The organism is Phycisphaeraceae bacterium, from assembly GCA_040222855.1.
Lineage (GTDB): Bacteria > Planctomycetota > Phycisphaerae > Phycisphaerales > Phycisphaeraceae > Mucisphaera.
In genome coordinates this window covers 533,559-557,625 of record JAVKCD010000019.1, presented here as the reverse complement: position 1 = coordinate 557,625, position 24,067 = coordinate 533,559, and the positions used below count along the sequence as shown (strand labels likewise).

Genomic DNA, 24,067 nt, shown 5'->3' with positions numbered 1-24,067 from the left:
TCGAGTGCGTCTAACTGCCATGTGACCGACAACCGATCCTGTGAAAGGAGGCGTCTGATGCGTCCCACGCTGTCCTCTTGTCTGCTTGCTGCCGCGTTGGCTTGTCCACTTAGTGTTTCGGGCCAGTCGCTTGTGCCCACAAGTAATCCGCCAACGCCTGTGGTGGTTGATGAGGCTCGGGATGCCCCGCGAATTCAGGTGGCGCTGCTGCTCGACACCTCGAACTCGATGGACGGTCTGATCCATCAGGCGAAGGCGCAGCTCTGGGGCATGGTCAACGAGTTAGCTCGGCATCGACGCAACGGTCGTGATGCGGTCATTGAGGTCGCCCTTTATGAATATGGCAACAATGATCTCTCGGCCCAGAGCGGGTACATCCGCCGGGTCGTCACGCTGACTCGTGATCTTGACGCTGTGTCCGAGGCGCTGTTTGCGCTCGACACGCATGGCGGGAGTGAGCATTGCGGAGAGGTCATCAGTCGTGCTGTGGGTGAGTTGGCGTGGAGCGATTCGGGGCGGGATGCACGGTTTGTGTTTATCGCAGGTAACGAGGCGTTCACGCAGGGATCGTTGGACTACGCGCTGGCGTGCAAGGCGGCGACGGACAAGGACATCACGGTCAACACGATTCATTGTGGGTCGGCGGATGAGGGCCGACGGGGTGAATGGCACCTGGGGGCTCAGCTTGGGAATGGTGAGTTTCTGACCATCGAGCAGGACCGTGCGATTCTCGACATCAGGTGCCCTCAGGACGATCGTATTCTGGAACTCAACCGGAAGCTCAACAGCACCTACATCCCTTACGGGCATGAAGGCTCTGCGATGTTGCGTCGCCAGGAAGTACAGGATGGGTTGGCGGAATCGGTTGCACCGATGACCGCTATGGCACGGGTCGCCTCAAAGGCGAGTTCGGCGTATCACAACGACACATGGGACCTTGTTGATGCGGTGGCTGCTGAGCGTGTCGAGATGGATGAGGTTGAACGCGATCAGCTCCCGGAGGCGTTGCGGTCGCTGGATGATGATGCGCTGCTGGCTGAGGTCGAGCGGCGAGGTACCGAGCGTGCTGAGGTGCAGGCCGAGATCAAGGCGCTGCAGGCCGAGCGGGAGGTTTATCTGGCGGCCGAGCGGAAGCGCCTGGCTGGGGGTGATGAGGGCACGCTTGGTGATGCGCTGGTTAACGTGGTTCGCATGCGTCTCGATCAGGCGGGCTTTGAGCGCGTCGATCCCTGAGTCTTAATCAGTGGTGAACATGACTTCCTGAACCTCGGTGGTGTCTGGTTGTAGGCGTTCGAGCAGGCTGGCGTCTGCTGTGACGATGTAGAGGTATTCCTTGTTGCGCAGGTGACTGACCTTGCCGACTTTGACGCCCTTGAGGTTGTGGATGCCGATCTGGGCGCCGACGTAGCGTTTGTAGTCGTGTTCGAGGGTCAGGACGTGGGCCTTGCCGTCGAAGCAGGTGGCGAGCATCGCTTCCATGGCGGGCCGATCGATATAACCCTCGTTGTTGAAGGAGACGACTAAGGCTCGGCAGCGGAGAGCACCAAGGAGGTCGCGCATGACGTTGTTGAACTTCTTTTTGCTGTTAAAGGCCGAGGCACGTTCGCGGCAGTCGATGCGTTTTCGGGCGATGCCGTAGGCCTCGGGCGCGTCCCAGCGGACCAGCGTCTCCCAGATATGGTAGTTGCCGAGGTAGGAGTGCTGGTTGTAGGGCGGGTCGAGGTAGATCACGTCGGCGTCGAGCTGTTGAGCGGCCTCGATCGCGTCGAGCTGGGTGGCTTGGCCCTTCCCGCCAGCGGCTTGCGGAAGAAGGTTAGGGACGCGGAGTTCGAGGTCTTTGTGGGATCGGGCGGCCCAGGACTTGAGGTAGGCCATCTGGACGCCGGTGGTCGAGTCGATGCGGTCCGCGGCTTCCATCAAGGACACAAGCATGACGGCTTCGAGTTCGGGGTCGAGGTTCTTGCGGGCGATCGCTTCGCGGATCGCATCGATGCGCTCGCCGTTCTTGGGCTGGAAGTAGCGCGCCTGCTCGCAGAAGGTCTTGGTGATGTAACCGGGCTGCCCTGGCATCGTGTTGAACTCGGCGACGAGTTGCTTGGCATCATGAAGGTGATCCTCGCGATCGGCCTGGACGTAGCAGCGGGCGAGGGTGGCGGCGTAGGCGTTGTGATCATTGGCCAGCACGCGGTAGCCAGCGGCCTTGAGGGCGTGGCCGACGCGCGAGGTGCCGGAGAAGAGATCGATGATGGTGGATTGATCGCTACCGAAGGAGCCAACAACTTGGAGGATCTTCGGGAGCAGAGTTCGTTTCGAGCCGAGGTATTTGATCACGATATCAGGCTACCGCGATCGATTCGCCTACGCCGCGAGCAGGCCCTGGGCCGAGGGCAGCAGCTTGTTCGAGAAGTTGAGTTTGCTGACGTCCATGCCGTCGACTTCGGCGATCACAATTGACGCGGGCATCTCGGTGAGGTTGAGCACCTCGCCGGAGCCATTCTTTGGGTTGCCGAGGTTTTCGGGGTCCTCGAGGACCTGGACCTTGGGTCGGCAGGGGTCGAGTCGGCTGGTGTCGAGGACCACGCCAGAGCGGCCATCGGATAGCTTCACGATAATGCCTGGTGGGTAGGGGGGGACGACCTCCGTGAGGGTTTCTAGGATGTTCGGGTCGAACTTTTTGCACATCGGGTCGCGGAGCATGACCTGCAGGGCCCAGACGGTGGGGCGCTCCTGCTCCCCGCTGGGGGGCCGGCGGATCAGGTCGAAGACATCAGCGACGGCGGCAATGCGTGCGAAGACGTGGGTGCGCTTGCCGGGCAGCGCCGGGAAATCTCTGCCGGCGAAGCCCGAGCCATCCCACCGCTGGTGGTGGTTGAGCACGACGGTCGCAGCGGAAGGCTCGAGGTTGCCACGGATCATCTCGTAGCCGGCTGCGGTGTGCTCCTGGAAGGCTGGGTCGGACTCATCGAGTGTTTCGTAGAAGCGGTCGCGCACCTCGCTATCGAGGGTGCTGATGCCGATGTCGTGGAGCATCGCGCCGATGCCGAGGTTGATGACTTCCTTGGCGCGTGACGGATCGACGTGCTTGCGCTCGTGGACGATGTAGCCTTCGAGCTTGAGGCCGATGAGGATCGACAGGTACATCACCGAGGTGGCGTGGCGGACCTGTTTGTCGTCGATGTCGGCGAGGTCGCCGAGGAATACGGCCGACCGCGGGTTGCCGATCAGTTGATCCACGAGCTTCGATATGGATCGTTCGTACTGGTCGTAGGGCAGTTTTGCTGCGGACTTGGTCTGCAGGTCCTCAAAGGCGGCGGCGACATCGTTGACGACTTCCGAACGCACCTGATTGGCCTCGGCGTTCATGAAACTCTCGATGGACTGCAGGGCTGGGTAGCGCACCCACACGTACCGAACCTGCAGGTCGCGCAGCTTCGCGATGATCTTGCCGGTCAGCTCAAAGCCGATCTTCAACAAGACTTTGGAAGGGCTCTTGGGGTTCATCACCGGCAGAGCCAGCGCCATTCCCTCTTGTGCTCGACGCAAATCCACCCTCAGCATTCACGGTCTCCACGCAAGCGATGTTGAAACGGCTCCTATGTCCTATATCGGGACCTTGAGCCGCACCGATGCTCGGGAATCCCCTAGGGCTGGGCGATGGTTGCCTGTGCGCCGTCACAATCACTACAGAACGCACGGCTTTACTTAACCGGGGGTCGTCCCCGGCCTTGGCGCTCCTGATTGACGGTTGCCAGGGCCTCGGGCTGGTGCCGGAGCAGCTTAATGATCTGCGTTCGGCTGACGCCTTGGAGCGTGGCCGCCCGCCGGAGGTCGTACCCGCAGGCGTGGATGAGATCGAGCGCCTCGGCAAGCAGGGCGGGATAATCCATATGGCTGGGGTTGATCGCGAGGGTCTGGTCACGCCTACGTCTGGACGACCAAAGCGCACTCGGACTCTCCGTCAGATTCGCGGCCTCGCGGTGTTGGATCGCCAGGCGGATTCGCAGCCGCTGGAGCGCAACGCGCTGATTATCGGCGGCCGACCGCCGCTCCCCGGCACCAGCCCTGATGCCGGTGGGCCGATGAACCAGCTCGACATGGGTCTCGACCTTGTTGCGCCGCTGCCCGCCAGGACCCCCGCGCTTGGCACGCAGCAGGTCGCACTGCTTGAGCAGTGAGTCAGGGTCGATGGCCGCCGGGTGGGTCATCACGCGGGGATCGGGGTCAAAGACATCGAAGATGTCGGGCACGAGGTCTCCATCAAGGTCTTGATTGATGGTAACTTCCTCCGGACTCAAGCTTTTGTTGGATGCCGCCGAAGCTGCCCTTGTGCCGATCAGAGGCCTATGCAGTTGACCCAGGAACCTGACCGACAACCCGCCACGTCGTTCCTTGAACGTCTCGATGCCTGGGTCGCTGAGAACCCATGGCACCCGCGCGTCCTGCCTTTTTTCGCCTACATCGTCGGCCTGATGCTGATTGGCCTGGGCTCGACCGTGCAGGCGATTCCCGGCCTGGAGGCGGTTGGCCTGGCGTGGCAGTCGTCGCCGGTGCAGGTCGTGCTGTATTCGGTTCAGTGCCTGCTGGTGCTCTGGCTGCTCTGGCGGTACCGCAGGCTCACGCCTGAGCTGAACATCCGGTTCCACTGGCTGGCGATCCCCACAGGGGTGTTTCTTCTCGTCGCGTGGGTCGTCCTGGGCTGGCTGATGGCGGGGGAGTTTGGTCCGCGTTGGAATGCCTTGCTCGAAGGCGAGCCCATCGCCGCGATCGACTACGTCAACACCGCTGCTGAGCCCGGTGTCTTCGCAACGACCGACAGCCATCCCATCCGTGACATGACCACGGACGAGGGGCTCGAGCGGACCTTTGGTTATGTGCTGCTCTTCCTGCGTCTGCTGGGGATGTCGCTGGTGGTCCCGCTGTTCGAGGAGCTGTTCATCCGTTCGGCGATGGTGCGCGGGCTTCAGAAACGTCGGCCCACGCTCCGAGGTGTTGGTCAGGTGCTCTGCGATATGCCGGTCATCGGCGACATGCTGATGAACACCCGCTTCGGCGAGGAGGTCTCGAAGGAGCAGCCGATTCTGACCCGTCAGCTCATTGATACGCCTGTCGGCGCGATGACGCTGTGGGCGGTGTTCGCTTCGACGCTGGTGTTCAGCATGAGCCACGCGATGAGGGACTGGCCGGGCTGCATCGCCTGTGGCATCGTCTGGTGCTGGCTGGTCTGGTACACCAATCGGGCGAGCCTGCCCGAGCACAAGCGACAGGGCATCGGCCCGATCGCCTGGTCCCACGGCATCACCAACGCCCTGCTCTGGGGCTACACGGTCTACACCGACGACTGGCAGTTCCTCTAAGTCTTGATGCCTTCTCGTATAGCCAGGGTCAGATGATCCCCATCAACATCCACCACGACGTGCGACCCCTCCGGCACGTCGCCAGCGATGATCTGACGCGCGATCAGCGTTTCCAGCTCGCGCTGCAGCGTTCGGCGAAGCGGCCTCGCCCCGTACACGGGGTCAAACCCGCGTTCGGCAAGGTGTTGCTTGGCATGCTCCGTCAACTCCAGTGAGATGCGCTGCTCTGACAGCCGCTTGCTGATGTCCGCCGCGAGCAGGTCAACGATGCTCGTGAGCTGCGCGAGGGTGAGCGGGGCGAAGAGGATCATCTCGTCGATCCGGTTGAGCAGCTCCGGTCGGAAGTGGTGGCGGACATCGTGCATCACCTGGTCGCGCACCATCTGCGACACGTCTCCGCCACCCATGACCGCATCGTCGAGAAGGTGCTGCGAGCCAAGGTTGGAGGTCATGATGACGATCGTGTTCTTGAAACTCACCGTTCGGCCATGGCCGTCGGTGATCCGGCCATCGTCGAGCAACTGCAGCAGGATTGAGGATGCATCCGGGTGTGCTTTTTCGATCTCGTCGAAGAGCACAACCGAGTAGGGCTTGCGGCGAACGGCTTCGGTGAGCTGGCCGCCTTGCTCGAAGCCGATGTAGCCGGGAGGGGCACCGATCAGCCTAGAGACGGCGTGTTTCTCCATGTATTCCGACATGTCGATCCGCACCATGTTGTCCTCGGAGTCGAACAGTGCCTCGGCGAGCGCGCGTGCGAGCTCGGTCTTGCCGACGCCTGTTGGGCCGAGGAAGAGGAACGAGCCGATCGGCCGCTTGGGGTCGGAGATACCCGCCCGTGATCGAAGGATCGCATCCGATACCAGCGACACGGCCTCATCCTGCCCGACCACGCGCTCGTGCAGCACATCGGACAGCCGCAGCAGCTTGTCACGCTCTGATTCGAGCAGCCGCGTGACAGGGATGCCCGTCCATCGGGCCACGATCGACGCGATCTCATCTTCGGTCACACGCTCGCGGAGTAGGCGGCCTGCTTGAGAGCCCGCCGCACCGTTATCTTCGGATTGCTCCGCCTTCTCGCGGTCGGCCAGTTGTTTCTCGAGCTCAGGGAGTCGGCCGTATTTAAGTTCCGCCGCCTTTTCGAGGTTGTACGAGCGCTCCGCGGTCTCCATCTCGCGCTTGACCTGATCGATCTGCTCCAGCAACTGCTGTGTCGTGCCGATCGAGGCCTTCTCGGTCTCCCACTGCGCCCGCATCGTGCTGGCCTGCGATCGCGCCTCGGCGAGTTCGGCCCGCAGGTCCTCCAGTCGCTGGGCGCTGGCCTTGTCATTCTCGGCCTGCAGCGCCTTCTCCTCGATCTCGAGTTGCATGACGCGCCGCACCGCCGCATCGAGCTCTGCTGGCATCGAATCCATCTCTGTGCGGATCATGGCGCACGCCTCATCAACAAGATCGATCGCCTTGTCCGGCAGGAAGCGGTCGGGGATGTAGCGATGTGACATTCGGGCCGCCGCGACGAGCGAGCCATCCTGAATCTGTACGCCGTGGTGAACCTCAAAGCGTTCACGCAGCCCGCGAAGGATAGAGATCGTGTCTTCGACTGTCGGCTGATCGACCAGCACGGTCTGGAAGCGTCTTTCGAGGGCCGCGTCTTTCTCGATGTTCTGGCGGTACTCGTTGAGCGTCGTCGCGCCGATGCAGTGAAGCTCGCCGCGCGCGAGCATCGGCTTGAGCATGTTGCCCGCATCCATCGCCCCCTCGGTCTTGCCCGCCCCGACGATCATGTGCAGTTCGTCGATGAACAGCAGGACCCGGCCTTCTGCGGCCTTGATCTCGTGCAACACCGCTTTGAGCCGCTCTTCAAACTCACCACGGAACTTCGCGCCCGCGATAAGTGATCCAAGGTCCAGCGAGAAAACTGACTTGTCCTTGAGCCCTTCCGGCACATCGCCTCGGACGATCCGCTGAGCCAGACCCTCGACGATCGCGGTCTTGCCGACGCCTGGCTCGCCGATGAGAACCGGGTTGTTCTTGGTCTTGCGTGAGAGGACCCGGATTGTGCGTCTGATCTCGTCGTCACGACCGATCACCGGGTCGAGCTTGCCGTCTCTGGCTTCAGCGACCAGGTCGCGGCCATACTTCTCGAGGGCTTCGTAAGTCGCTTCGGGATTGTCGGTCGTCACGCGCTGGTTCCCACGCACCTTCTCCAGCAGCGCCTTGAGCACATCGCGATCCAGGTTGGCGTCGCGCAGCAGGCTCGCCGCTGGCGACCCTTCTTCCCCGAGCATCGCGAGCACCAGATGCTCGACCGACACATACCCATCCCCCATCGACTTCGCCTCGTCCTGGGCGCCCGCCAGCATCCGGGCGAAGCGCTGCGACCCGCCCGCCTGCTGGGTCCCTTGACCCGACACCGACGGCCGCTTGCTCAACTCGCGATCAATGGCGGCGCGAAGCACTTCAGGCTTTGTGTTGACTCGCTCCAGCAGCCGAGGGATGAGACCCTCGGGCTGCATGACCAACGCGAGCAGCACATGCTCGGGGTCCACCTGCTGGTGACCGCGCCTGCCGGCATCCAGCTGCGCCTGCTGGAGCGCCAGCCGGACTTTCTCGGTTGTCTTGCTCAGGTCCATCAGCAGGTCCTTCCAATCGATAGCCTCACGAATTACCTCACTACTATGCACGTGGCGCGCCAGACCATAAATCCGGTTAAGTGCCTTCAGTAAATAGATTTACACAGATCGCGACCGCGGCCGCGACCGCCACAATGGCAGTTGGTGGGACCACTAGACCCTCAATCAGTGCCCCCGATTGTTGGGTTTTTAATGTAGCTCTGACTGACCGGTATCGTTCTATCAGTTTGATGCCGCTAGCGATCCAGCTCGCGCAGCTTCTCGTAAAGCCGCCGCTCTTCCTCGGAGAGCTCCTTGCCGACATCGATCATGACCCGGACGAACAGGTCGCCCGGCTCGCCCCTGGCGTTGGGCAGTCCCTTGCCGCGCAGCCGCAGCCGCTGACCCGATGATGCTCCTGCGGGAATCGTCATATCCACGCTGCCGTCGAGCGTGCGCACTTCCACCTTGTCGCCGAGCACGGCCTGCCAGGGCTGCACGCGCACGGTCGTGGTCAGGTTCCGCCCGTCGACCTCGAAGTCGGGGTGCCTGGCGACCTTGATCTTCAGGATCAGGTTCTCCTCGCGCAGCCGAATCTTGCTCCCGTCTGCCGAGCCAGCCGGGACCTTGAGGTCGATCGTCTTGTTCCCGCCCGGACCATTGAGTGTCAGTTGCCGAGTGGAGCCACGGAACGCCTCATCGAGCGAGATCGTCAGCTCGTGCTCTTGTGCTCGCGGGGCCTGCGCCTGGGCGCGCCCTGCAGTTCCTCCAAAGCCCGCCTGGTTAAACAGGTCCTCGAAGCCTCCGCCCCCCATACCTCCGCCCATCCCGCCGCGCCCGCCGGTCTGTTGATTGAGAAAGGCCTCGAAGAAGTCGTGAAATCCCCCCTGAAACTGGGCTGACCCTGTTCGTTGCCCACCGCCGAATCCCTCATAGCCCGGCGGCGGGCGGAAATCCTGACCGTGCTTCCAGTTGGCCCCGAGTTGGTCATACTGCTTGCGCTTCTCCGGGTCCTTGAGCACCTCGTAGGCCTCGCTGATCCGGGAAAACCTCTCCGCTGCATCCGCCGCCTTGTTGACATCCGGGTGATGCTTACGCGCCAGCGTGCGGTACGCCTTCTGGATCTCCTCCTGCGACGCTGATCGCTTGACCCCGAGCACCTTGTAGTAATCCTCAAACTTCACCGACATCACCCTATTCTTGATACCCCAAAGATCAACGCCAAGAGCCTGGCCTCATCTCGGTTTTAGCTTAACCGTCCGGCCCTGCCTGGACATCCGGCCCAGATTTCAAACTGGATCAACGTGGTGCCGCAGATACCTCGCTGGCGATCTCCCGCCGAATCCGCGTGGCTAGGGTGGCCAGGACTCTCTCCTGCACCTCCTTGAGGCGCGAGTTAGTTACCGGCCGCTCAAACCCGTTGAATAACATGCTAAACGCAAGCGTCCGCGTCGTTCCCGCCGCGGCCCCAGGAATCGTTAGATACCCCGAGAGCGCCGAGACCCCGTTGAGATACCCCGACTTGGCCCGGATGACCACGTCGTTCAGGGGTGAATCATCCATCCGATCATCCAGCGTCCCGGTCTCCCCGCCGACGGCCAGCGTGGTGAGGTACGCCTCGCGCTTGTCTTGCGCGTTCCACATCGAATCCAGCAGCTCCACCATCAGCCGGGCCGTCACCCGATTCTCTCGGCTCATGCCCGACCCGTCATCGACCTGAAACACCGCAGCTCGCGGGCCCATCCGATTCCGCAGCGCGAGCCGTACCCCCGCAGCCCCGTTCTCCCACGAGCCCGGCTGGCCTGTGGTCTGCCAGCCGATCGCCTTGAACAGCCCTTCGGAAGCGAGGTTGTCCGAATCCCGGTTTGCTTGCTCGAGCACGACCGACAACGCCGTCTCGACCCTGTGCAGCGCCTCGTAGTTCTCGGGATCGAAGCCGACATCTGGCCGCCGGACCTCGCCGACCACCGTGCCCGCCTCGACTAATGCCTGCCGGACGTGCTGACCCAGGTAGTACGCCGGATCGCGCACCGCGACGCGCACCCCGACGCTCCGCCGATGACGCACCGAGCCCCGGAAGACCAGGACATCACGATCAAGGTCACGGCTGACCCAGAATGAGTCGGTCCGACCCGTTGTTGCACGATTGGTCGTCTCAAAAAACGCCGCAGGCGGGAACAGCCGCACCGAAGGGGCCGCCCCCCTGACATCTGCTGGCTGGGGAATGACCTCAACGCAGTTCGAGTAGAAGTTCAGCCCCGCGATCCCGGCACACCAATGGTTGCTCAGTTGGTCAGCTGGCCAGTTCGGGTGGGTGAACCGATCATCAAATACCCGGTCATCAATCATGACCGACGCCCACTCACTGCGCCCGGTTTCCCTGACCTCCTCCACCCACGTTCCCAGCAACTGATCGATCTCGATCCCGTGCGCCTTCAGCACATCCGGGGCACCGAACGTCGGATCACCGTTGCCGATGATCCACAGCGCCGGCGGGCCATCCCCCGCCTGCACGCTCCGCAGTTCGGTGAAGTAGGTGAACCCCGGCCCCAGAACATCCAACGCCACCGCTGTCGTCACCAGCTTCATGTTGCTCGCCGGGATCATCAGCGCGTCGGCGTTGATCTCCACCAGTTCCTCTTCGCTGCTCAGATCGCGCACATAGATCGAGGTCGTTGTCGGCCCCAGACTCGCCGCGTTAATCAGTTCCTGGACATCGCTCTCCAGACTCGCCCGCGCAGCCCCCGCAGACCCCGCAGACCCCGCCAGCGCGAACAGGCAGATCACTATCCTTCTCAGACCGGTATGGGATCGATTCATCAGCACCCCGTGAAGTCTACAGCCGATCAGCGCAGCCAGTACGCCCGGCGTTCGATGCCCTCAAGCTCCAGAGTCTGGCCCCACGGCCCGGCGTGCTTCACCAGCATGTGCAGCCCCGCCTCTCCCTCGACGTAAGCACCCTCCGCCGCGAACCAGAAATCAAAACGCTTCGCCCCGCCAATGGCCCGATCCAACTCAACAACCAGATGATGCGCCTCGATATCCCCGATCGGCAGGCTCACGACCTCTTTGCCCACATCCCGAACCGTCGCCCGCACAGGCGTCACCTGCGTGAGATGCGTGTCGATCTGAGGCGGAACAACCTCAAGCGTCAATACCTTGCCCGACCCAAACGGAAACGACCGCAGCGAGAGCGTCAAGCCATCAAAAAACACCGTCACCCCGCGATCAATCCGCTCGTCCCCCTCCCGAATGCCCTCACCCGGGAAATACGAGGATTGCAGATACCGCATCCGTCCGCCCTCGACCACCAGCGACTTGAACGTCGCCCCGCAATCCTCCTGTGACGCCATCTCCAGCTTCACCGGGCCCAGCGAGCCGGCATCGAGATAAGCCATCGTCGAGAAGTAGTAGGTGTAGTTCTCCGTCGGCACTTCATCCCGACGGTGATGCTTGAACACCTCGATCCCGCTAGCGCCCGACGCCTTGGTTGTTGTCTTCGGGCTGTATTGCTCCTTGTTCGTAAACACCCGGGCGGTGTAGTCGCGTGGCTGACCATAAATGACTCGCGTCGCCTTGTACGTCGCGATCTCACACAGCCCGTCGTACCAGATTGGATCAGCGTTCCACCCCGACCGCAGCTCGCTTAAATCAGCGCGCCCCGGCGTCATCATCAGGAATCCGCTGACGATCAGCACCAACACCGCGATCCACACTGACGGTCGAAACATTACGAGGTCTCCTGGATTCAGATCAGGCCGCCCGCTGGCTCACGCCCCGGACACACAACACCTGATCGTAGACCCTTTGATACGACTCGTGCATCTCGGTTTGATCAAACCAGCGCCTGATGCGCACAGCCCCTGCTGCCCCCATCGTCTGACGAAGCCCATCATCCTCAAGCAACTGTCTTAGACGGCACGCCAGCGCCGTGGAATCAGCCGCATCCGCCAGCAGACCCGTGACGCCATGCGCCACAACCTCGGGATTGCCGCCAACGCGCGTCGCCACGATCGGCAGTCCCGCAGCACTTGCCTCCAGCAGCGTCAAAGAGACCCCCTCCGACACCGAAGTCAGCAGAAACACGTCCGAGGCCCCCAGCAGATCAGCGATCTCCTCGCGCACACCCAGAAAGCGAACGCTCTCGTCAAGCCCCATCTCCTCCGCCAGACCCTCAAGCTCGCCACGCCCCTCGCCATCACCCACCAGCAGGAGTACCGCCTCAGGCATCGATTCCCGCAGCCTCGCCAGTGCCCGCAAGGCCGTCCCGTGATCTTTCACCGGATGAAACCGTGCGACCTGAATCACGACAGGCGTCATCTCGCCCAAACCCAACTCGGCCCGCACCTCACCCCTCGACCGCACTGGCTGACCGAAGGCTGCCGCATCAATCCCATTCCGGATGACCTCGACCCGCTCGTGCTCGATCCCCTCGTTGGCCACCAGCGCGTCGCGCACATACGCCCCCACCGCCGTGACTCGATCCCCCGGCTTCAGAAGAACCTGGTTCGCCATCAACCGCTTGAGCTTGCGCACATCCGGCACATGCCGGCCGTGCTCCGTGAACACAATCGGCGGGGTCCCCATGCCCAGCCGTGCCGACGCCGAGTAGAAGAACGGAGTGTACTGATGCGCATGAACCATGTCCGCGCCCAGCTCATCCAGCACCCGCGCCATCCGCCAAGCCGTCCCCAGGTCCACGCCGGGCTGCCGATTTAGGCAGCGCACCGCGTATCCCTCGGCCAACAGCTCCTCCCCGAGCGGGCCCACCTCATCCAGACACACAAACGAAAACCGGTACCCGTCCCCCAGCCGCCTGGCCAGGTCGGCCGCCAACAGCTCCGCACCCGCCCGGTATAGCCGGTGCAGCACATGAACCACGCTCGGTCGGGAGTCTGTCAAGTCGGTCTCGCTCAGGGGGTTACATCTCAATCGGCCGCCGCCACTCCCCCTCACCACCCGCGCCCCAGAGTCCACAAGGCTTACACCATAAGACAATCTTATATTTGTTCTGATGTTAATTCATTCTTTTTAATGCTACAATACGGGGCTATGCAGTCCTTGCGTCTGTTCTACGACGTGGCTCGCTGCCACAGCTTCTCCCGTGCCGCCGAACTGCACGGGCTGACCCAGTCCGCGGTCAGTCAGCGGGTCGGTCAGCTCGAGAAGCGTCTGGGCACCACCCTCTTCAACCGCTCCGTCCGCCCCCTCGAACTCACCGGGGCTGGCGTACTGTTCCTCGCTGGCGTCGAGGATGTTCTCTCCCGCTACGACGCTCTCGAACGCCGTGTGGCCCAACTCGGCGAAGGCGAACAGGCCGCCATCCGCGTCGGAGCCATCTATTCCGCAGGCATCGACCTCCTCGGCAGGCTCCGCGAGGCCTATCTCGCCGAGCACCCCCGATCCACCATCCAGATCGTCTACCAGCACCCCAAAGACATCGTCCGCATGGTCCTCGACCACGAACTGGACTTCGGCATCGTCTCCTACCCCGACTCCTGGCGCAAGACCACCGCCATCCCGCTACGCGAAGAGCCGATGGCTGTTGTCGTAGCCCCCCACCATCCCCTCGCCAACGCCACTCAACTCGCCCCCGCGGACCTCGACGAGGTCCCCCTTGTGATGTTCGACAACCACCTCCCCGTCGCCCGCAAGACCCGGGGTTATCTACGCGACCATGGCGTCCACGTCATCACCAGCCAGACCTTCGACAACCTCGACACCCTCAAGTCCGCCGTGATGAGCTCGGGTGGGGTCTCGATCCTCCCCGCCCAGTCTGTCGCCCGCGAAGCCGACGCAGGTCTCGTCCGTGTCATCCCTCTCACGCCCGAACTCACCCGACCCATCGGGATCATCCATCGCCAGAGCGCGCGGCCCGCAGGCGGACTAGCCCCCGCCGCCCGAGCCTTCGCCGAATACCTGCGTGAGCACGCCAACGGCAAGACCGTTGCCGCGCTCGGAGCCTCGACACCATGACCACCCCCATCGCACCTCACAACAGCCTCCGGCCCGGCCCCACCGGCCTCTATGACCCGGCCAATGAGCACGATGCCTGTGGCGTCGGCTTCATCGCCAACATCAAAGGCCGAAAGTCCCACAACATTGTCGCCGACGCTCTCACCATGCTCACCCGCATGGACCACCGCGGGGCCTGCGGGTGCGAGGTCAACACAGGCGACGGCGCCGGCATCATGACCGCACTCCCCGTCCGACTTCTCCGCGAGGTCACCGACTTCGTTCTCCCCGACACCACCTTCGCCGCAGGCAATGTCTTCCTGCCCACCAACCCCGATGCCCGCGATCAAGCCAAAGCGATCGTCGCCGATATCATCAGCCAGCGCGGGCTCCGCCTCCTGGGCTGGCGACACCTGCCGACCGATCCCGTCACCGCAGACATCGGCCCTTCTGCGCGCATGACCGAGCCTTATATCGAGCAGCTCTTCGTCGCCCCCGCCCAGGACGCCGACGACGAAACCCGCTTCGAGCAGGAGCTATTCTTCGTCCGCAAGAAGGCCACCGCCCTGATTCGCGCCGCGAAAGCCGTCGAGCAGTCCGACATGTTCTATGTCTGCTCACTCTCATCGCGCGTGATCATCTACAAAGGCCAACTCACCGCCCCGCAAGTCCCCCTCTACTTCCCCGATCTTCGTGACCAACGCTACGTCTCCCACCTCGCGATGGTCCACTCTCGGTTCTCCACCAACACCTTCCCCTCCTGGGACCGCGCCCAGCCCTGCCGATGGATGAGCCACAACGGCGAGATCAACACCGTTCGTGGCAACGCCAACTGGCTTAACGCCCGTGCCGGGGCGATGACCGCCCAGCAGGGCAGCCTCATCGATGACCTGCTCACCGATGAGCACATCAACCTCATCGATCCCGACCTCTCCGACTCCGGCACTTTCGACGGCGCTCTCGAGCTCCTGCTGATGGCCGGACGCTCGCTGCCCGAGGCGATCATGATGATGATCCCCGAGGCGTGGGAGAACCACGAGTCGATGCCGCTGGCCAAGCGATCCTTCTACGAGTTCCACGCCAACCTCATGGAGCCGTGGGACGGCCCCGCCTCCATCTCTTTCACCGATGGCCGCTACATCGGTGCCGTCCTCGACCGCAACGGCCTCCGCCCCTCGCGCTACTACGTCACCAACGATGACCGCGTGATCATGGCCTCCGAGGTCGGCGTGCTCGACATCCCCGAAGACCAGGTCGTGTCCAAAGGACGCCTCGAACCCGGTCGCATGTTCCTCGTCGACTTTGATCGCGGTCAGATCGTCGATGACGCCGAGATCAAGGGGCAGATCGCCTCTAAGCGCCCTTACGGCCAGTGGCTCCAGAACCAGAAGATCGAACTCGCCGACCTCCCATTGCCGCCGAAAGAGCAGCGGGACAAGGTCCCTTCCGACACATTGATCCCACTCCTCCGCGCCTTCGGCTACACCACCGAACACCTCTCTTTTGTCCTCGGACCCATGGTCCAGAAGGCCGCCGAGCCGGTCGGCTCGATGGGCAACGACGCCGCCCTCGCCGTCCTCTCCGACAAGCCTCGACTGATTTACGACTACTTCAAACAACTCTTCGCTCAGGTCACCAACCCGCCCATCGACCCGATCCGCGAAGAGATCATCATGTCGCTCGACGGCTTCATCGGCCCCGAACGCAACCTTCTCGACACCACCGAGAGGCAGGCTCATCGCCTGCACCTGAGCCAGCCCATCCTGCGCAACAGCCAGATGGCCGCCATCAAAAAGCTCAACTACCGCGGGTGGACCAGCCGCATCGTCGACATCACTTACGCACGCGAAGGCGGGTCCGCCGCCATGATCGAAGCCATCGACCGCGTCTGCGCCGAAGCCGGACAAGCCGTCGCCGATGAGATCCCGCTTCTCGTCCTCTCCGACCGCAACACCTCCGCAGATCGAATTCCCCTCAGCGCGCTGCTCGCCACCGGTGCCGTCCACCAGCACCTGATCCGCCAGAAACAGCGCACCCGCATCGGCCTCGTCGTCGAATCCGGCGAGCCCCGCGAAGTCCACCACCACTGCGTGCTCATCGGCTTCGGCGCCGATGCCATCAACCCCTACCTCGCCCTCTCGTCACTCCAGTGGATGAACCGCCAGGGCCTTCTCGACCTCGACGCCGGCATCGATGACCTTGTCGCCCAGTACATCAAGGCCGCAGGCAAGGGCATCCTCAAAGTCATGTCCAAGATGGGTATCTCTACCCTCGCTAGCTACAAGGGCGCGCAGATCTTCGAGTGCATCGGACTTCGCGATGAAGTCATCGCCCGCTGCTTCGCCGGCACCGCCAGCCGACTCCAGGGCGTCGGTTTCGCCGTGCTCGCCGAAGAGTCTGCCCGACGCCACGAACTTGGCTTCCCCCAGCGCGCCATCGGAAACCAGACCGAAGAGCTCCCCAACCCCGGCGAGTACCATTGGCGACCCTCCGGCGAGCGCCACAGCCTCGCCCCCACCGCCATCGCCACCATCCAACGCGCCGCCCGCGAGAACTCCCGTGAGAACTACGACCAGTTCGCCAAACTCACCAACGAAGACGCCCGCTACCGATGCACCCTTCGCGGTCTCCTCAAGGTCAAAGCCAACCCTGACCGCTCCATCCCACTCGACCAGGTTGAGCCCGCAGCCGAGATCGTCAAACGCTTCAGAACCGGTGCGATGTCCCTCGGCGCCCTCTCGCAGGAAGCCCACGAAACCCTCGCCGTCGCCATGAACCGCATCGGCGGGATGTCCAACTCCGGCGAAGGCGGAGAAGACCCCGCGCGCTTTAACATCCTCAACAATGGCGACTCCAAGCGCTCCGCCATCAAGCAGGTCGCCTCGGGTCGCTTTGGCGTCACCTCCTTCTACCTCACCAACGCTGACGTGATCCAGATCAAGGTCGCCCAGGGCGCCAAGCCCGGCGAAGGCGGACAACTCCCCGGCTTCAAGGTCAACGACTACATCGCCAAGATCCGCTACTCCACCCCAGGCGTCGGACTCATCTCCCCGCCACCCCACCACGACATCTACTCCATCGAAGACCTCGCCCAACTCATCTTCGACCTCAAAAACGCCAATCCCGCCGCCGACATCTCCGTCAAGCTCGTCGCCGAGGTCGGCGTCGGCACCGTCGCCGCAGGCGTCGCCAAAGCACACGCCGACCACATCCTCATCTCCGGACACGATGGCGGAACCGGCGCCTCACCCCTCACCTCCATCAAGCACGCCGGACTCCCCTGGGAACTCGGTGTTGCCGAAACCCACCAGACCCTCGTCCTCAACGACCTCCGCTCTCGAGTCCGGCTCGAAACCGATGGCGGGATGAAAACCGGACGCGATATCGTCATCGCCGCGTGCCTCGGCGCCGAAGAGTACGGCTTCTCCACCGTCCCTCTCATCGCCATCGGCTGCATCATGATGCGCAAGTGCCACCTCAACACCTGCCCCGTCGGCGTCTGCACCCAGGACCCGATGCTCCGCAAAAAGTTCTCCGGCCAGCCCGAGCACGTCATCAACTACCTCTTCCTCGTCGCCGAAGAAGCTCGTGCCTACATGGCCGCCGCCGGCATCCGCACCTGGGATGAACTCATCGGCCGTGTCGACCTCCTCGACGCCAACGATGCCATCAACCACTGGAAAACCGACGGTCTCGACCTCACCCCCATCCTCCAGCCCGCCGTCATCCCCGCTCACCGACCCAACGTCGGCGTCCGCAAGCTCATCGAGCAGGACCACGCCATCGACAATGTCCTCGACCGACAACTCATCGCCCAGGCGCAACCCGCCCTCATCAATCGTGAGCCTGTCGAGACCCACCTCCCAGTCCGCAACACCGACCGCGCCGTCGGCACCATGCTCTCCCATGAGGTCTCCAAAGCCCACGGCGAAATCGGGCTCCCCGATGACACCATCCGCATCAACCTTCAGGGCCACGCCGGCCAATCCCTCGGCGCCTTCCTCGCCCGAGGTGTCACGATCCGACTCCTCGGCGACGCCAACGACTATGTCGGCAAAGGCCTCTCCGGCGGCAAAATCATCATCACCCCCGGCGAAGATGCCACCTTCGAGCCCGAACACAACATCATCGCCGGTAACGTGTGCCTCTATGGTGCCACTGGCGGAGAGGTCTACCTCCGTGGCGTCGTCGCCGAACGCTTCGCCGTCCGCAACTCCGGAGCCCGCGCCGTCGTCGAAGGCGTTGGCGACCACGGCTGCGAATACATGACCGACGGCCGCGTTGTCATCCTCGGCCGCACCGGACGCAACTTCGCCGCCGGTATGTCAGGCGGGATCGCCTACGTCTGGGACCGCGACGCCGACTTCCTCCAGCACTGCAACCTCGGCATGGTCGAACTCGAAAAACTCGAGGAACTCGAAGACATCGTCGAAGTCAAACAACTCATCCGTAACCACATCGACCACACCGGCTCAACGGTTGCCCAGCGTGTCCTCGACGACTTCGACCGCCTCGCCCCTCAGTTCATCAAGGTCATGCCCATCGACTACCGCCGCGTCCTGCTCGCCCGCAAGGCACAGGCCCGCGCCCAACAGGAAGCCACCGGGCTCGGCTGATCCGCACGATCGCCACCCGCCAAAGTTCAGGAGTTCAACGATGGGCAAGCCCACCGGATTCATGGAATACGACCGCGTCGCCATGCCCTCGCGCAAGCCGGATGTCCGTCTCGCCGACTTCTACGAGATCTATGACCGCGCCCCCGATCACGTCCTCAAGGAACAAGGCGCGCGCTGCATGGACTGCGGCGTCCCCTTCTGCCAGGCCGACACCGGCTGCCCCATCGACAACCTCATCCCCGAATGGAACGACCTGATCTTCCACGGCCGATGGAAAGACGCCTACGACCGACTCCGCAAGACCAACAACTTCCCCGAGTTCACCGGCCGCATCTGCCCGGCACCATGCGAGAGCGCCTGCGTCCTCGGCATCAACGAGCCCCCCGTCGCCATCAAGTCCATCGAGTGCGCCATCATCGACCGCGCCTTCGAAGAAGGCTGGGTCGTCCCTCATCCACCCAAACACCGCACCGGCAAGAAAATCGCCATCGTCGGCTCCGGCCCCGCAGGGCTCGCCGCCGCCGACCAGCTCAACCAGGCCGGGCACACCGTCACAGTCTTCGAGCGCGACGACCGCATCGGCGGACTCCTTATGTACGGCGTCCCCAACATGAAACTCGACAAAGGCATCGTCGAACGACGCGTCAACCTTCTCGCCGCCGAAGGCGTCAACTTCCAGACCAACGCCAACGTAGGCGGAGACCCCGCTCACCACGGCTCCGCTCACCGCGCCACCACCATCGACCCCAACACCCTCACCAACGACTTCGACGCCACTCTCCTCGCCTGCGGCGCACTCCAGGGCCGCGACCTCGACCAGCTCCCCGGGCGCAACCTCAATGGCGTCCACATGGCCATGGAGTTCCTCTGGAAATCCACCCAATCCCTCCTCGACTCCGAACTCAAAGACGGGAACTACCTCACCGCCCACGATAAAGACGTCATCGTCATCGGCGGCGGAGACACCGGCACCGACTGCATCGGCACCGCCCTCCGACACGGCTGCAGATCACTCACCAACATCACCCGCCGCGCCAAAGAACCCGACGAACGAGACAACGAGCACCCTTGGCCCGGACCCACCGGAACCTTCTACATCGACTACGGCCACGCCGAAGCCGCCGCCAAATACGACCGCGACCCACGCACCTTCGGCATCCTCCCCAAAGGCTTCGTCGATGACGGCCACGGCAACGTCAAAGCCATGCACGTGTCCACCCTCGAATGGACCACCGACCCCGCCACCGGCCGCATGACCTCCACCGAAGTCCCCGGCTCCGACCGCGAACTCCCCGCCCAACTCATCCTCCTGTCCATCGGCTTCACCGGCCACGACACCCCCAACCTCGTCAAACAACTCGGCCTCGACACCCACCGCGGAACCGTCACCGCCGACTACGGCCGCTTCGCCACCTCCAACGACAAAGTCTTCGTCGCCGGCGACATGCGCCGCGGCGCCTCCCTCATCGTCTGGGCCATCGCCGAAGGCCGAGCCGCCGCCCACGCCATCGACGCCCACCTCATGGGCTCCTCCACCCTCCCCGCACCCGGCATGGAGACAGGATTGCTGTCGAGCGCGGGGTGACGATCAGATAGAGATTTCTTCTTCCCCCAACCCCCTGACCACCGCGTCCCGCATCGCCTCCGCCGTCACGATCTCCTCGACGATCACCTCGTCCGCCCCCGCCTGCCGGGCCCGCATCCCCTGACTCACGAAGTTCGTCCGCGCCGTGATCCGGATCCCCGGGTTCAGCGACCGCGCCACCCGGCACGCCTCGATCACGTCCGCCTCCACCGGCACCGTCACCGCCAGCGCGTCCGCCGTCTCCACTCCCGCTTTCTTTAGAATCTCCGCATCCGTGACACACCCATACACCACCCGCTGGTCCAGCCCGAGCTGCCGCTCGATCGTCTCCAGATTCAACTCCACAATCACCACCTCGAACCCCGCCCTCCGCAGCCCCTCAGCGACCAGCCGACCCACCGGCCCATAACCCGCCACGATCGCCCGTCGCCCCGCCAAGACACCCTGTTGCTGTCCATTAACTTCCACGCCACGATCCTACGCCACCCCGACCCGCCGGCATAGGGCCAATGCCAGCGGGCGTCAGCCCCCCACGAAAATCCTAAACCGTCGTCATCGATCCTAAATTCGTGGCTGAGCTTGCCAAGAGCGCTCACGCCAAACAGCTATGGCTCAAAGCTGGCGGAAAACAATGGGTTAAGATAAATACATGATAGATTAATATTGCCAAAACCTCCTTGTTTAACGTTCACAGGGCTAAAATTTGATTAGAAGCAACCCCTAGCGGAAAATATCGCCGCACAGTGAAAAAAAATCCACTAAATCATTTGAAATAGTAGATAAACAAAAACCAACCAGCCGTACAATTAGGTTGAATCTAAGGAGGCTCAGGCTAGCATCCACGCAGTTAACACAAAAAATAGTGGCGTACGTAGGACAATCCTGAAGATAAGTGATGACAATGAGGTCAAGAGAGCGTAAGTTCATATAAGTATTTACCCTTACTTATTCAGGGTTTCTCCTTAAGGCCACTGCACAGTGGCAAATTCACAAAGCGGCAGGCCACAACGGCATCCCGCTGCAACTGGGACGGTGAGGTCATGGTTCAACATCACCCCTGGCACGCAGACTCGGCTTTCGCTGCCTATCTCACGCACGCCCTGGAAAACTTGCGCCAGCAGCTCGAAGCGGACATCGCTGTCTCCGCCCGCTTTGACCAGGGACCAAACTCACCCTCCCACGCCTATCACGTCGGCCTCTCCCCTGACATCGCCCGTTCCCTCGACCTCGCCACCTGGCCACAGGACCCCGGGTCCGCCCTCGAATACCTCGCCGGACCCGCGCCGACCAACAGAGCCCTGCGACCCATCGAGATCGTCGGGGCCTCCGCCGTCGCCCGCGGGGCGCTCTTCCGTCGAATCGAGCGTGTTCGCTCCGTCGGCGACGCCCTCGCCCTCAGCCTCAAACTCGGCACAACGACCCGTCAGGCCTTCGTCTTCCTCCGCTGGTCCAACCGCTCCCGCTTTTCCCAAAACGACGAACGCAGCCTCACCGACACCATCGACATCCTCTGCCAACGGCTCACCCTGGCCAGCAATGACAGCATCCAGCCCCCAACGGGCCCTGTCTCCGGTGCGGTTCTCAATCAACACCTCCAGCCGGCCACCGTGAGCGACCGACTCTCCACCACCGAACAGAAAATCCTCAAATACCTCAAACAGGCCCTCACCGAAAAACAGATCGCCGAAGAAATCAACCGCTCACCCCACACCGTCCACGTCCACGTGAAATCCATCTACCTCAAACTCGGCGTCTCCTCCCGCCGCGAACTCCTCGCCCGCCTCAACAGCTTGAACTAACAACCATCACGCGATGACTGACCGGGGTGCGGGTGCGCGGGGGTTGGGGGGGTTAGTGGATCACCCGCTCATCACGCTCCGCTACCGCCCGAGCCACAAACGCCCCCGCGTCCAACGCCCCCAGGTCACCCTCCGTCCGGTGCCGCACCGACACCGTCCCCGCCTCCGCATCACGACCACCCACCACCAGCATGTACGGCACCTTCTCCTCCTGCGCCACCTTGATCTTCGCGTTCAACCGATCATTCCCAGCGTCCATCGACACCCGCAAGCCCTCCGCCTTGAGCTTCCCCTCCACCTCACGCGCGTAATCCACAAACTTGTCGCTAATCGGCAGCATCCGCACCTGCTCAGGTGACAACCACAGCGGGAACGCCGCCCCAAAGTGCTCGATCAGCACCCCCACAAATCGCTCCATCGAACCAAACGGCGCTCGATGAATCATCACCGGGCGATGCGCCGCATTGTCCGCCCCCGTGTACTCCAGCTCGAACCGCTCCGGCAGCTGATAGTCCACCTGCACCGTCCCCAGCTGCCACTCCCGACCGATCACGTCGCGCACCACGAAATCGATCTTCGGCCCGTAAAAAGCAGCCTCCCCCGGCTCCTTCGAGAACGGCACACCCAAAGACGCCGCCGCCTCGAGACACGCCGCCTCCGCACGATCCCACTGCTCCGGCTTCCCGACGTACTTGCCCGAATCAGGGTCACGCAAACCCACCCGCACCCGGAACTGCTCCATCCCCAGCGTTCCCAACACAATCTTCACCAGCTCCAGACAACCATTCACCTCCGCCCCCACCTGCTCCTCCATCACAAACAGGTGCGCATCATCCTGCGTGAAACCACGCACCCGCGTCATCCCCCCAAGCTCACCCGATTGCTCCCACCGGTACACCGTCCCGAACTCCGACAACCGAATCGGCAGATCACGGTACGACCGCTTCTCGCTCGCGTAGATCCGGATGTGATGCGGGCAGTTCATCGGCTTGAGCAGATACCCGTCAATCTCACCCTCACCCATCCGATTCGTCAGCTGCGCGCAGGTGCACCCCTCATCGCTCAGCAGCTTCATCTGATCGTGATCCACCAACGCCGGGAACTGCGACTCCCTGTAATAAGGAAAATGCCCCGAGGTCTTGTACAGCCCCAGCCTTCCAATATGAGGCGTAAACACCTGGCTATATCCCTGACGATCCAAATGCCCCTGAATAAAGCTCTGCAACTCCTGCCGGATCACCGCCCCCTTCGGCTTCCACAGCACCAGACCCTGACCCACCTTGTCATCAATCTCAAACAGCCCGTGCCGCTTGCCCAGCACCCGATGGTCCCGCGCCTTCGCCTGCTCCAGCGCCTCCAGATGCGCCTCCAGGTCCCCCTCCGTGAAAAACGCCGTCCCGTACACCCGCTGAAACCGATCCGAGGTCACATCCCCGTGCCAATGCGACGACGCCACCGACATCACCTTGAACGCTCCAATCCGCGCGGTCCGATCCACATGAGGACCCATGCACAGGTCCTCCCACTGCCCGGAATCTGACTCCCCCGTCACATACCACGACAGCGCATCCGAACCTCGCTCCTTCGCTCGCGCCGCATTATCCAGCTTGTACTTATTCCCCTCCGCCTCCAGTTTCCCGAACCCCTCCGACACCGGCATCTCGTAGCGCGTAAACCGCCGGTCCTCCGCCACGATCTTCGCCATCTCCGCCTCGATGCGCTCGAAATCATGCGTCGAGATCGGAGCCTCCAGTGACAGGTCGTAATAAAACCCGTTGTCCAGCGGCGGGCCATACGCCAGCTTCGTCTCCGGCCACAGCCGCTCGATCGCCTCCGCCATCACATGCGCCGCCGAATGCCGCAGCAGATACAGCGCATCCTTCTCGTGCTGCTCATCACGCCACTGACTCCGTCCCTTCTTATTCACCCGCGGGGCCGTCACGATCGCCAGTGAGCCATCCCCAGGCAGCACCCGATCCGCATCCAGCAGCTCAGTCTCCGACGACCCCGCCGGTGTGAACCGCGCCCCGATCGCCGCCTCGGCCAGCTTAGCGCCAATCCGCTCCGCCACCTGCCGAGCCGTCACCGGGCCATCAAACGACTGCGTGCTGCCATCCGGCAGGGTAATGATCATTCTTTACTCAACTTC

Annotated in this window: 16 protein-coding genes; 6 read left to right on the top strand and 10 right to left on the bottom strand. The window is 63.0% G+C overall.

From position 1 onward, the window contains the following. Window positions 1-57 precede the first annotated feature (57 nt). Window positions 58-1,233, top strand: a complete 1,176-nt coding sequence (locus RIG82_07530) for a vWA domain-containing protein (GenBank protein MEQ9460785.1) — start codon at window positions 58-60, stop codon at window positions 1,231-1,233. A 3-nt stretch (window positions 1,234-1,236) separates the two neighbouring features. Here the strand turns inward: RIG82_07530 and RIG82_07525 are convergent, their stop codons facing one another. The 3 genes from RIG82_07525 to RIG82_07515 form a co-directional block, all read right to left on the bottom strand. Next, on the bottom strand, window positions 1,237-2,331 hold the full coding sequence (locus RIG82_07525; GenBank protein ID MEQ9460784.1) for a DNA adenine methylase: 1,095 nt from the start codon (window positions 2,329-2,331) through the stop codon (window positions 1,237-1,239). A 27-nt stretch (window positions 2,332-2,358) separates the two neighbouring features. Then, window positions 2,359-3,543: an HD domain-containing protein gene (locus RIG82_07520; GenBank protein ID MEQ9460783.1), complete on the bottom strand. Its 1,185-nt coding sequence runs from the start codon at window positions 3,541-3,543 to the stop codon at window positions 2,359-2,361. 155 nt (window positions 3,544-3,698) lie between these two features. After that, entirely contained in the window at window positions 3,699-4,247 is a 549-nt protein-coding gene (locus tag RIG82_07515) for a peptide chain release factor-like protein (protein ID MEQ9460782.1), read from the bottom strand. A gap of 96 nt (window positions 4,248-4,343) precedes the next feature. Here RIG82_07515 and RIG82_07510 point away from each other — a divergent pair, with 96 nt between their 5' ends. Next, window positions 4,344-5,354 (top strand): CPBP family glutamic-type intramembrane protease, encoded by a 1,011-nt coding sequence (locus tag RIG82_07510; protein MEQ9460781.1) that lies wholly within the window; start codon window positions 4,344-4,346, stop codon window positions 5,352-5,354. Here RIG82_07510 and clpB read toward each other — a convergent pair. From clpB to pelF, 5 genes are all read right to left on the bottom strand, one after another. After that, complete coding sequence (gene clpB, locus RIG82_07505) at window positions 5,351-7,984, bottom strand: ATP-dependent chaperone ClpB (GenBank protein MEQ9460780.1); 2,634 nt, start codon at window positions 7,982-7,984, stop codon at window positions 5,351-5,353. The two genes, RIG82_07510 and clpB, sit on opposite strands and share 4 nt — an antisense overlap. 236 nt (window positions 7,985-8,220) lie before the next feature. Then, window positions 8,221-9,153 (bottom strand): DnaJ C-terminal domain-containing protein, encoded by a 933-nt coding sequence (locus RIG82_07500; protein MEQ9460779.1) that lies wholly within the window; start codon window positions 9,151-9,153, stop codon window positions 8,221-8,223. A gap of 109 nt (window positions 9,154-9,262) precedes the next feature. Continuing rightward, window positions 9,263-10,783, bottom strand: coding sequence for a D-alanyl-D-alanine carboxypeptidase/D-alanyl-D-alanine-endopeptidase (gene dacB, locus RIG82_07495; GenBank protein MEQ9460778.1), 1,521 nt, complete (start codon window positions 10,781-10,783; stop codon window positions 9,263-9,265). 26 nt (window positions 10,784-10,809) lie between these two features. Continuing rightward, window positions 10,810-11,694, bottom strand: coding sequence for a hypothetical protein (locus tag RIG82_07490; GenBank protein ID MEQ9460777.1), 885 nt, complete (start codon window positions 11,692-11,694; stop codon window positions 10,810-10,812). Window positions 11,695-11,716: 22 nt separating this feature from the next. Next, window positions 11,717-12,865, bottom strand: a complete 1,149-nt coding sequence (pelF, locus tag RIG82_07485) for a GT4 family glycosyltransferase PelF (GenBank protein ID MEQ9460776.1) — start codon at window positions 12,863-12,865, stop codon at window positions 11,717-11,719. A 150-nt stretch (window positions 12,866-13,015) separates the two neighbouring features. Here pelF and RIG82_07480 point away from each other — a divergent pair, with 150 nt between their 5' ends. From RIG82_07480 to RIG82_07470, 3 genes are read left to right on the top strand one after another with little or no spacing between them, the layout of a single operon-like run. Then, complete coding sequence (locus RIG82_07480; GenBank protein MEQ9460775.1) at window positions 13,016-13,939, top strand: LysR family transcriptional regulator; 924 nt, start codon at window positions 13,016-13,018, stop codon at window positions 13,937-13,939. Beyond that, window positions 13,936-18,534, top strand: a complete 4,599-nt coding sequence (gene gltB, locus RIG82_07475) for a glutamate synthase large subunit (protein MEQ9460774.1) — start codon at window positions 13,936-13,938, stop codon at window positions 18,532-18,534. Before RIG82_07480 ends, gltB begins: the two co-directional genes overlap by 4 nt. Window positions 18,535-18,574: 40 nt before the next feature. Beyond that, window positions 18,575-20,119: a glutamate synthase subunit beta gene (locus RIG82_07470; GenBank protein MEQ9460773.1), complete on the top strand. Its 1,545-nt coding sequence runs from the start codon at window positions 18,575-18,577 to the stop codon at window positions 20,117-20,119. A gap of 3 nt (window positions 20,120-20,122) precedes the next feature. Here the strand turns inward: RIG82_07470 and RIG82_07465 are convergent, their stop codons facing one another. Beyond that, complete coding sequence (locus RIG82_07465; protein MEQ9460772.1) at window positions 20,123-20,587, bottom strand: NAD-binding protein; 465 nt, start codon at window positions 20,585-20,587, stop codon at window positions 20,123-20,125. Between the two features lie 572 nt (window positions 20,588-21,159). On the opposite strand from RIG82_07465, the gene RIG82_07460 reads away from it, so the two are divergent. Continuing rightward, a complete protein-coding gene (locus RIG82_07460) occupies window positions 21,160-21,918 on the top strand; it encodes a LuxR C-terminal-related transcriptional regulator (GenBank protein MEQ9460771.1) in 759 nt (252 codons plus the stop codon). Window positions 21,919-21,970: 52 nt separating this feature from the next. Here RIG82_07460 and thrS read toward each other — a convergent pair whose 3' ends face one another. Continuing rightward, window positions 21,971-24,052 carry a threonine--tRNA ligase gene (gene thrS / locus RIG82_07455; GenBank protein MEQ9460770.1) on the bottom strand — a complete coding sequence of 694 codons (2,082 nt, stop codon included), beginning with the start codon at window positions 24,050-24,052 and terminating at the stop codon, window positions 21,971-21,973. Window positions 24,053-24,067: the final 15 nt, after the last annotated feature.

Excerpts from the sequence above, each read along its gene's own strand:
- RIG82_07530 (MEQ9460785.1), top strand. The coding sequence starts at position 58 with ATGCGTCCCACGCTGTCCTCTTGTCTGCTTGCTGCCGCGTTGGCTTGT.
- thrS (MEQ9460770.1), bottom strand. The coding sequence starts at position 24,052 with ATGATCATTACCCTGCCGGATGGCAGCACGCAGTCGTTTGATGGCCCG.
- dacB (MEQ9460778.1), bottom strand. The coding sequence starts at position 10,783 with ATGAATCGATCCCATACCGGTCTGAGAAGGATAGTGATCTGCCTGTTC.
- RIG82_07470 (MEQ9460773.1), top strand. The coding sequence starts at position 18,575 with ATGGGCAAGCCCACCGGATTCATGGAATACGACCGCGTCGCCATGCCC.
- RIG82_07460 (MEQ9460771.1), top strand. The coding sequence starts at position 21,160 with ATGGTTCAACATCACCCCTGGCACGCAGACTCGGCTTTCGCTGCCTAT.
- gltB (MEQ9460774.1), top strand. The coding sequence starts at position 13,936 with ATGACCACCCCCATCGCACCTCACAACAGCCTCCGGCCCGGCCCCACC.
- clpB (MEQ9460780.1), bottom strand. The coding sequence starts at position 7,984 with ATGGACCTGAGCAAGACAACCGAGAAAGTCCGGCTGGCGCTCCAGCAG.
- RIG82_07490 (MEQ9460777.1), bottom strand. The coding sequence starts at position 11,694 with ATGTTTCGACCGTCAGTGTGGATCGCGGTGTTGGTGCTGATCGTCAGC.
- RIG82_07510 (MEQ9460781.1), top strand. The coding sequence starts at position 4,344 with ATGCAGTTGACCCAGGAACCTGACCGACAACCCGCCACGTCGTTCCTT.
- RIG82_07500 (MEQ9460779.1), bottom strand. The coding sequence starts at position 9,153 with ATGTCGGTGAAGTTTGAGGATTACTACAAGGTGCTCGGGGTCAAGCGA.
- RIG82_07480 (MEQ9460775.1), top strand. The coding sequence starts at position 13,016 with ATGCAGTCCTTGCGTCTGTTCTACGACGTGGCTCGCTGCCACAGCTTC.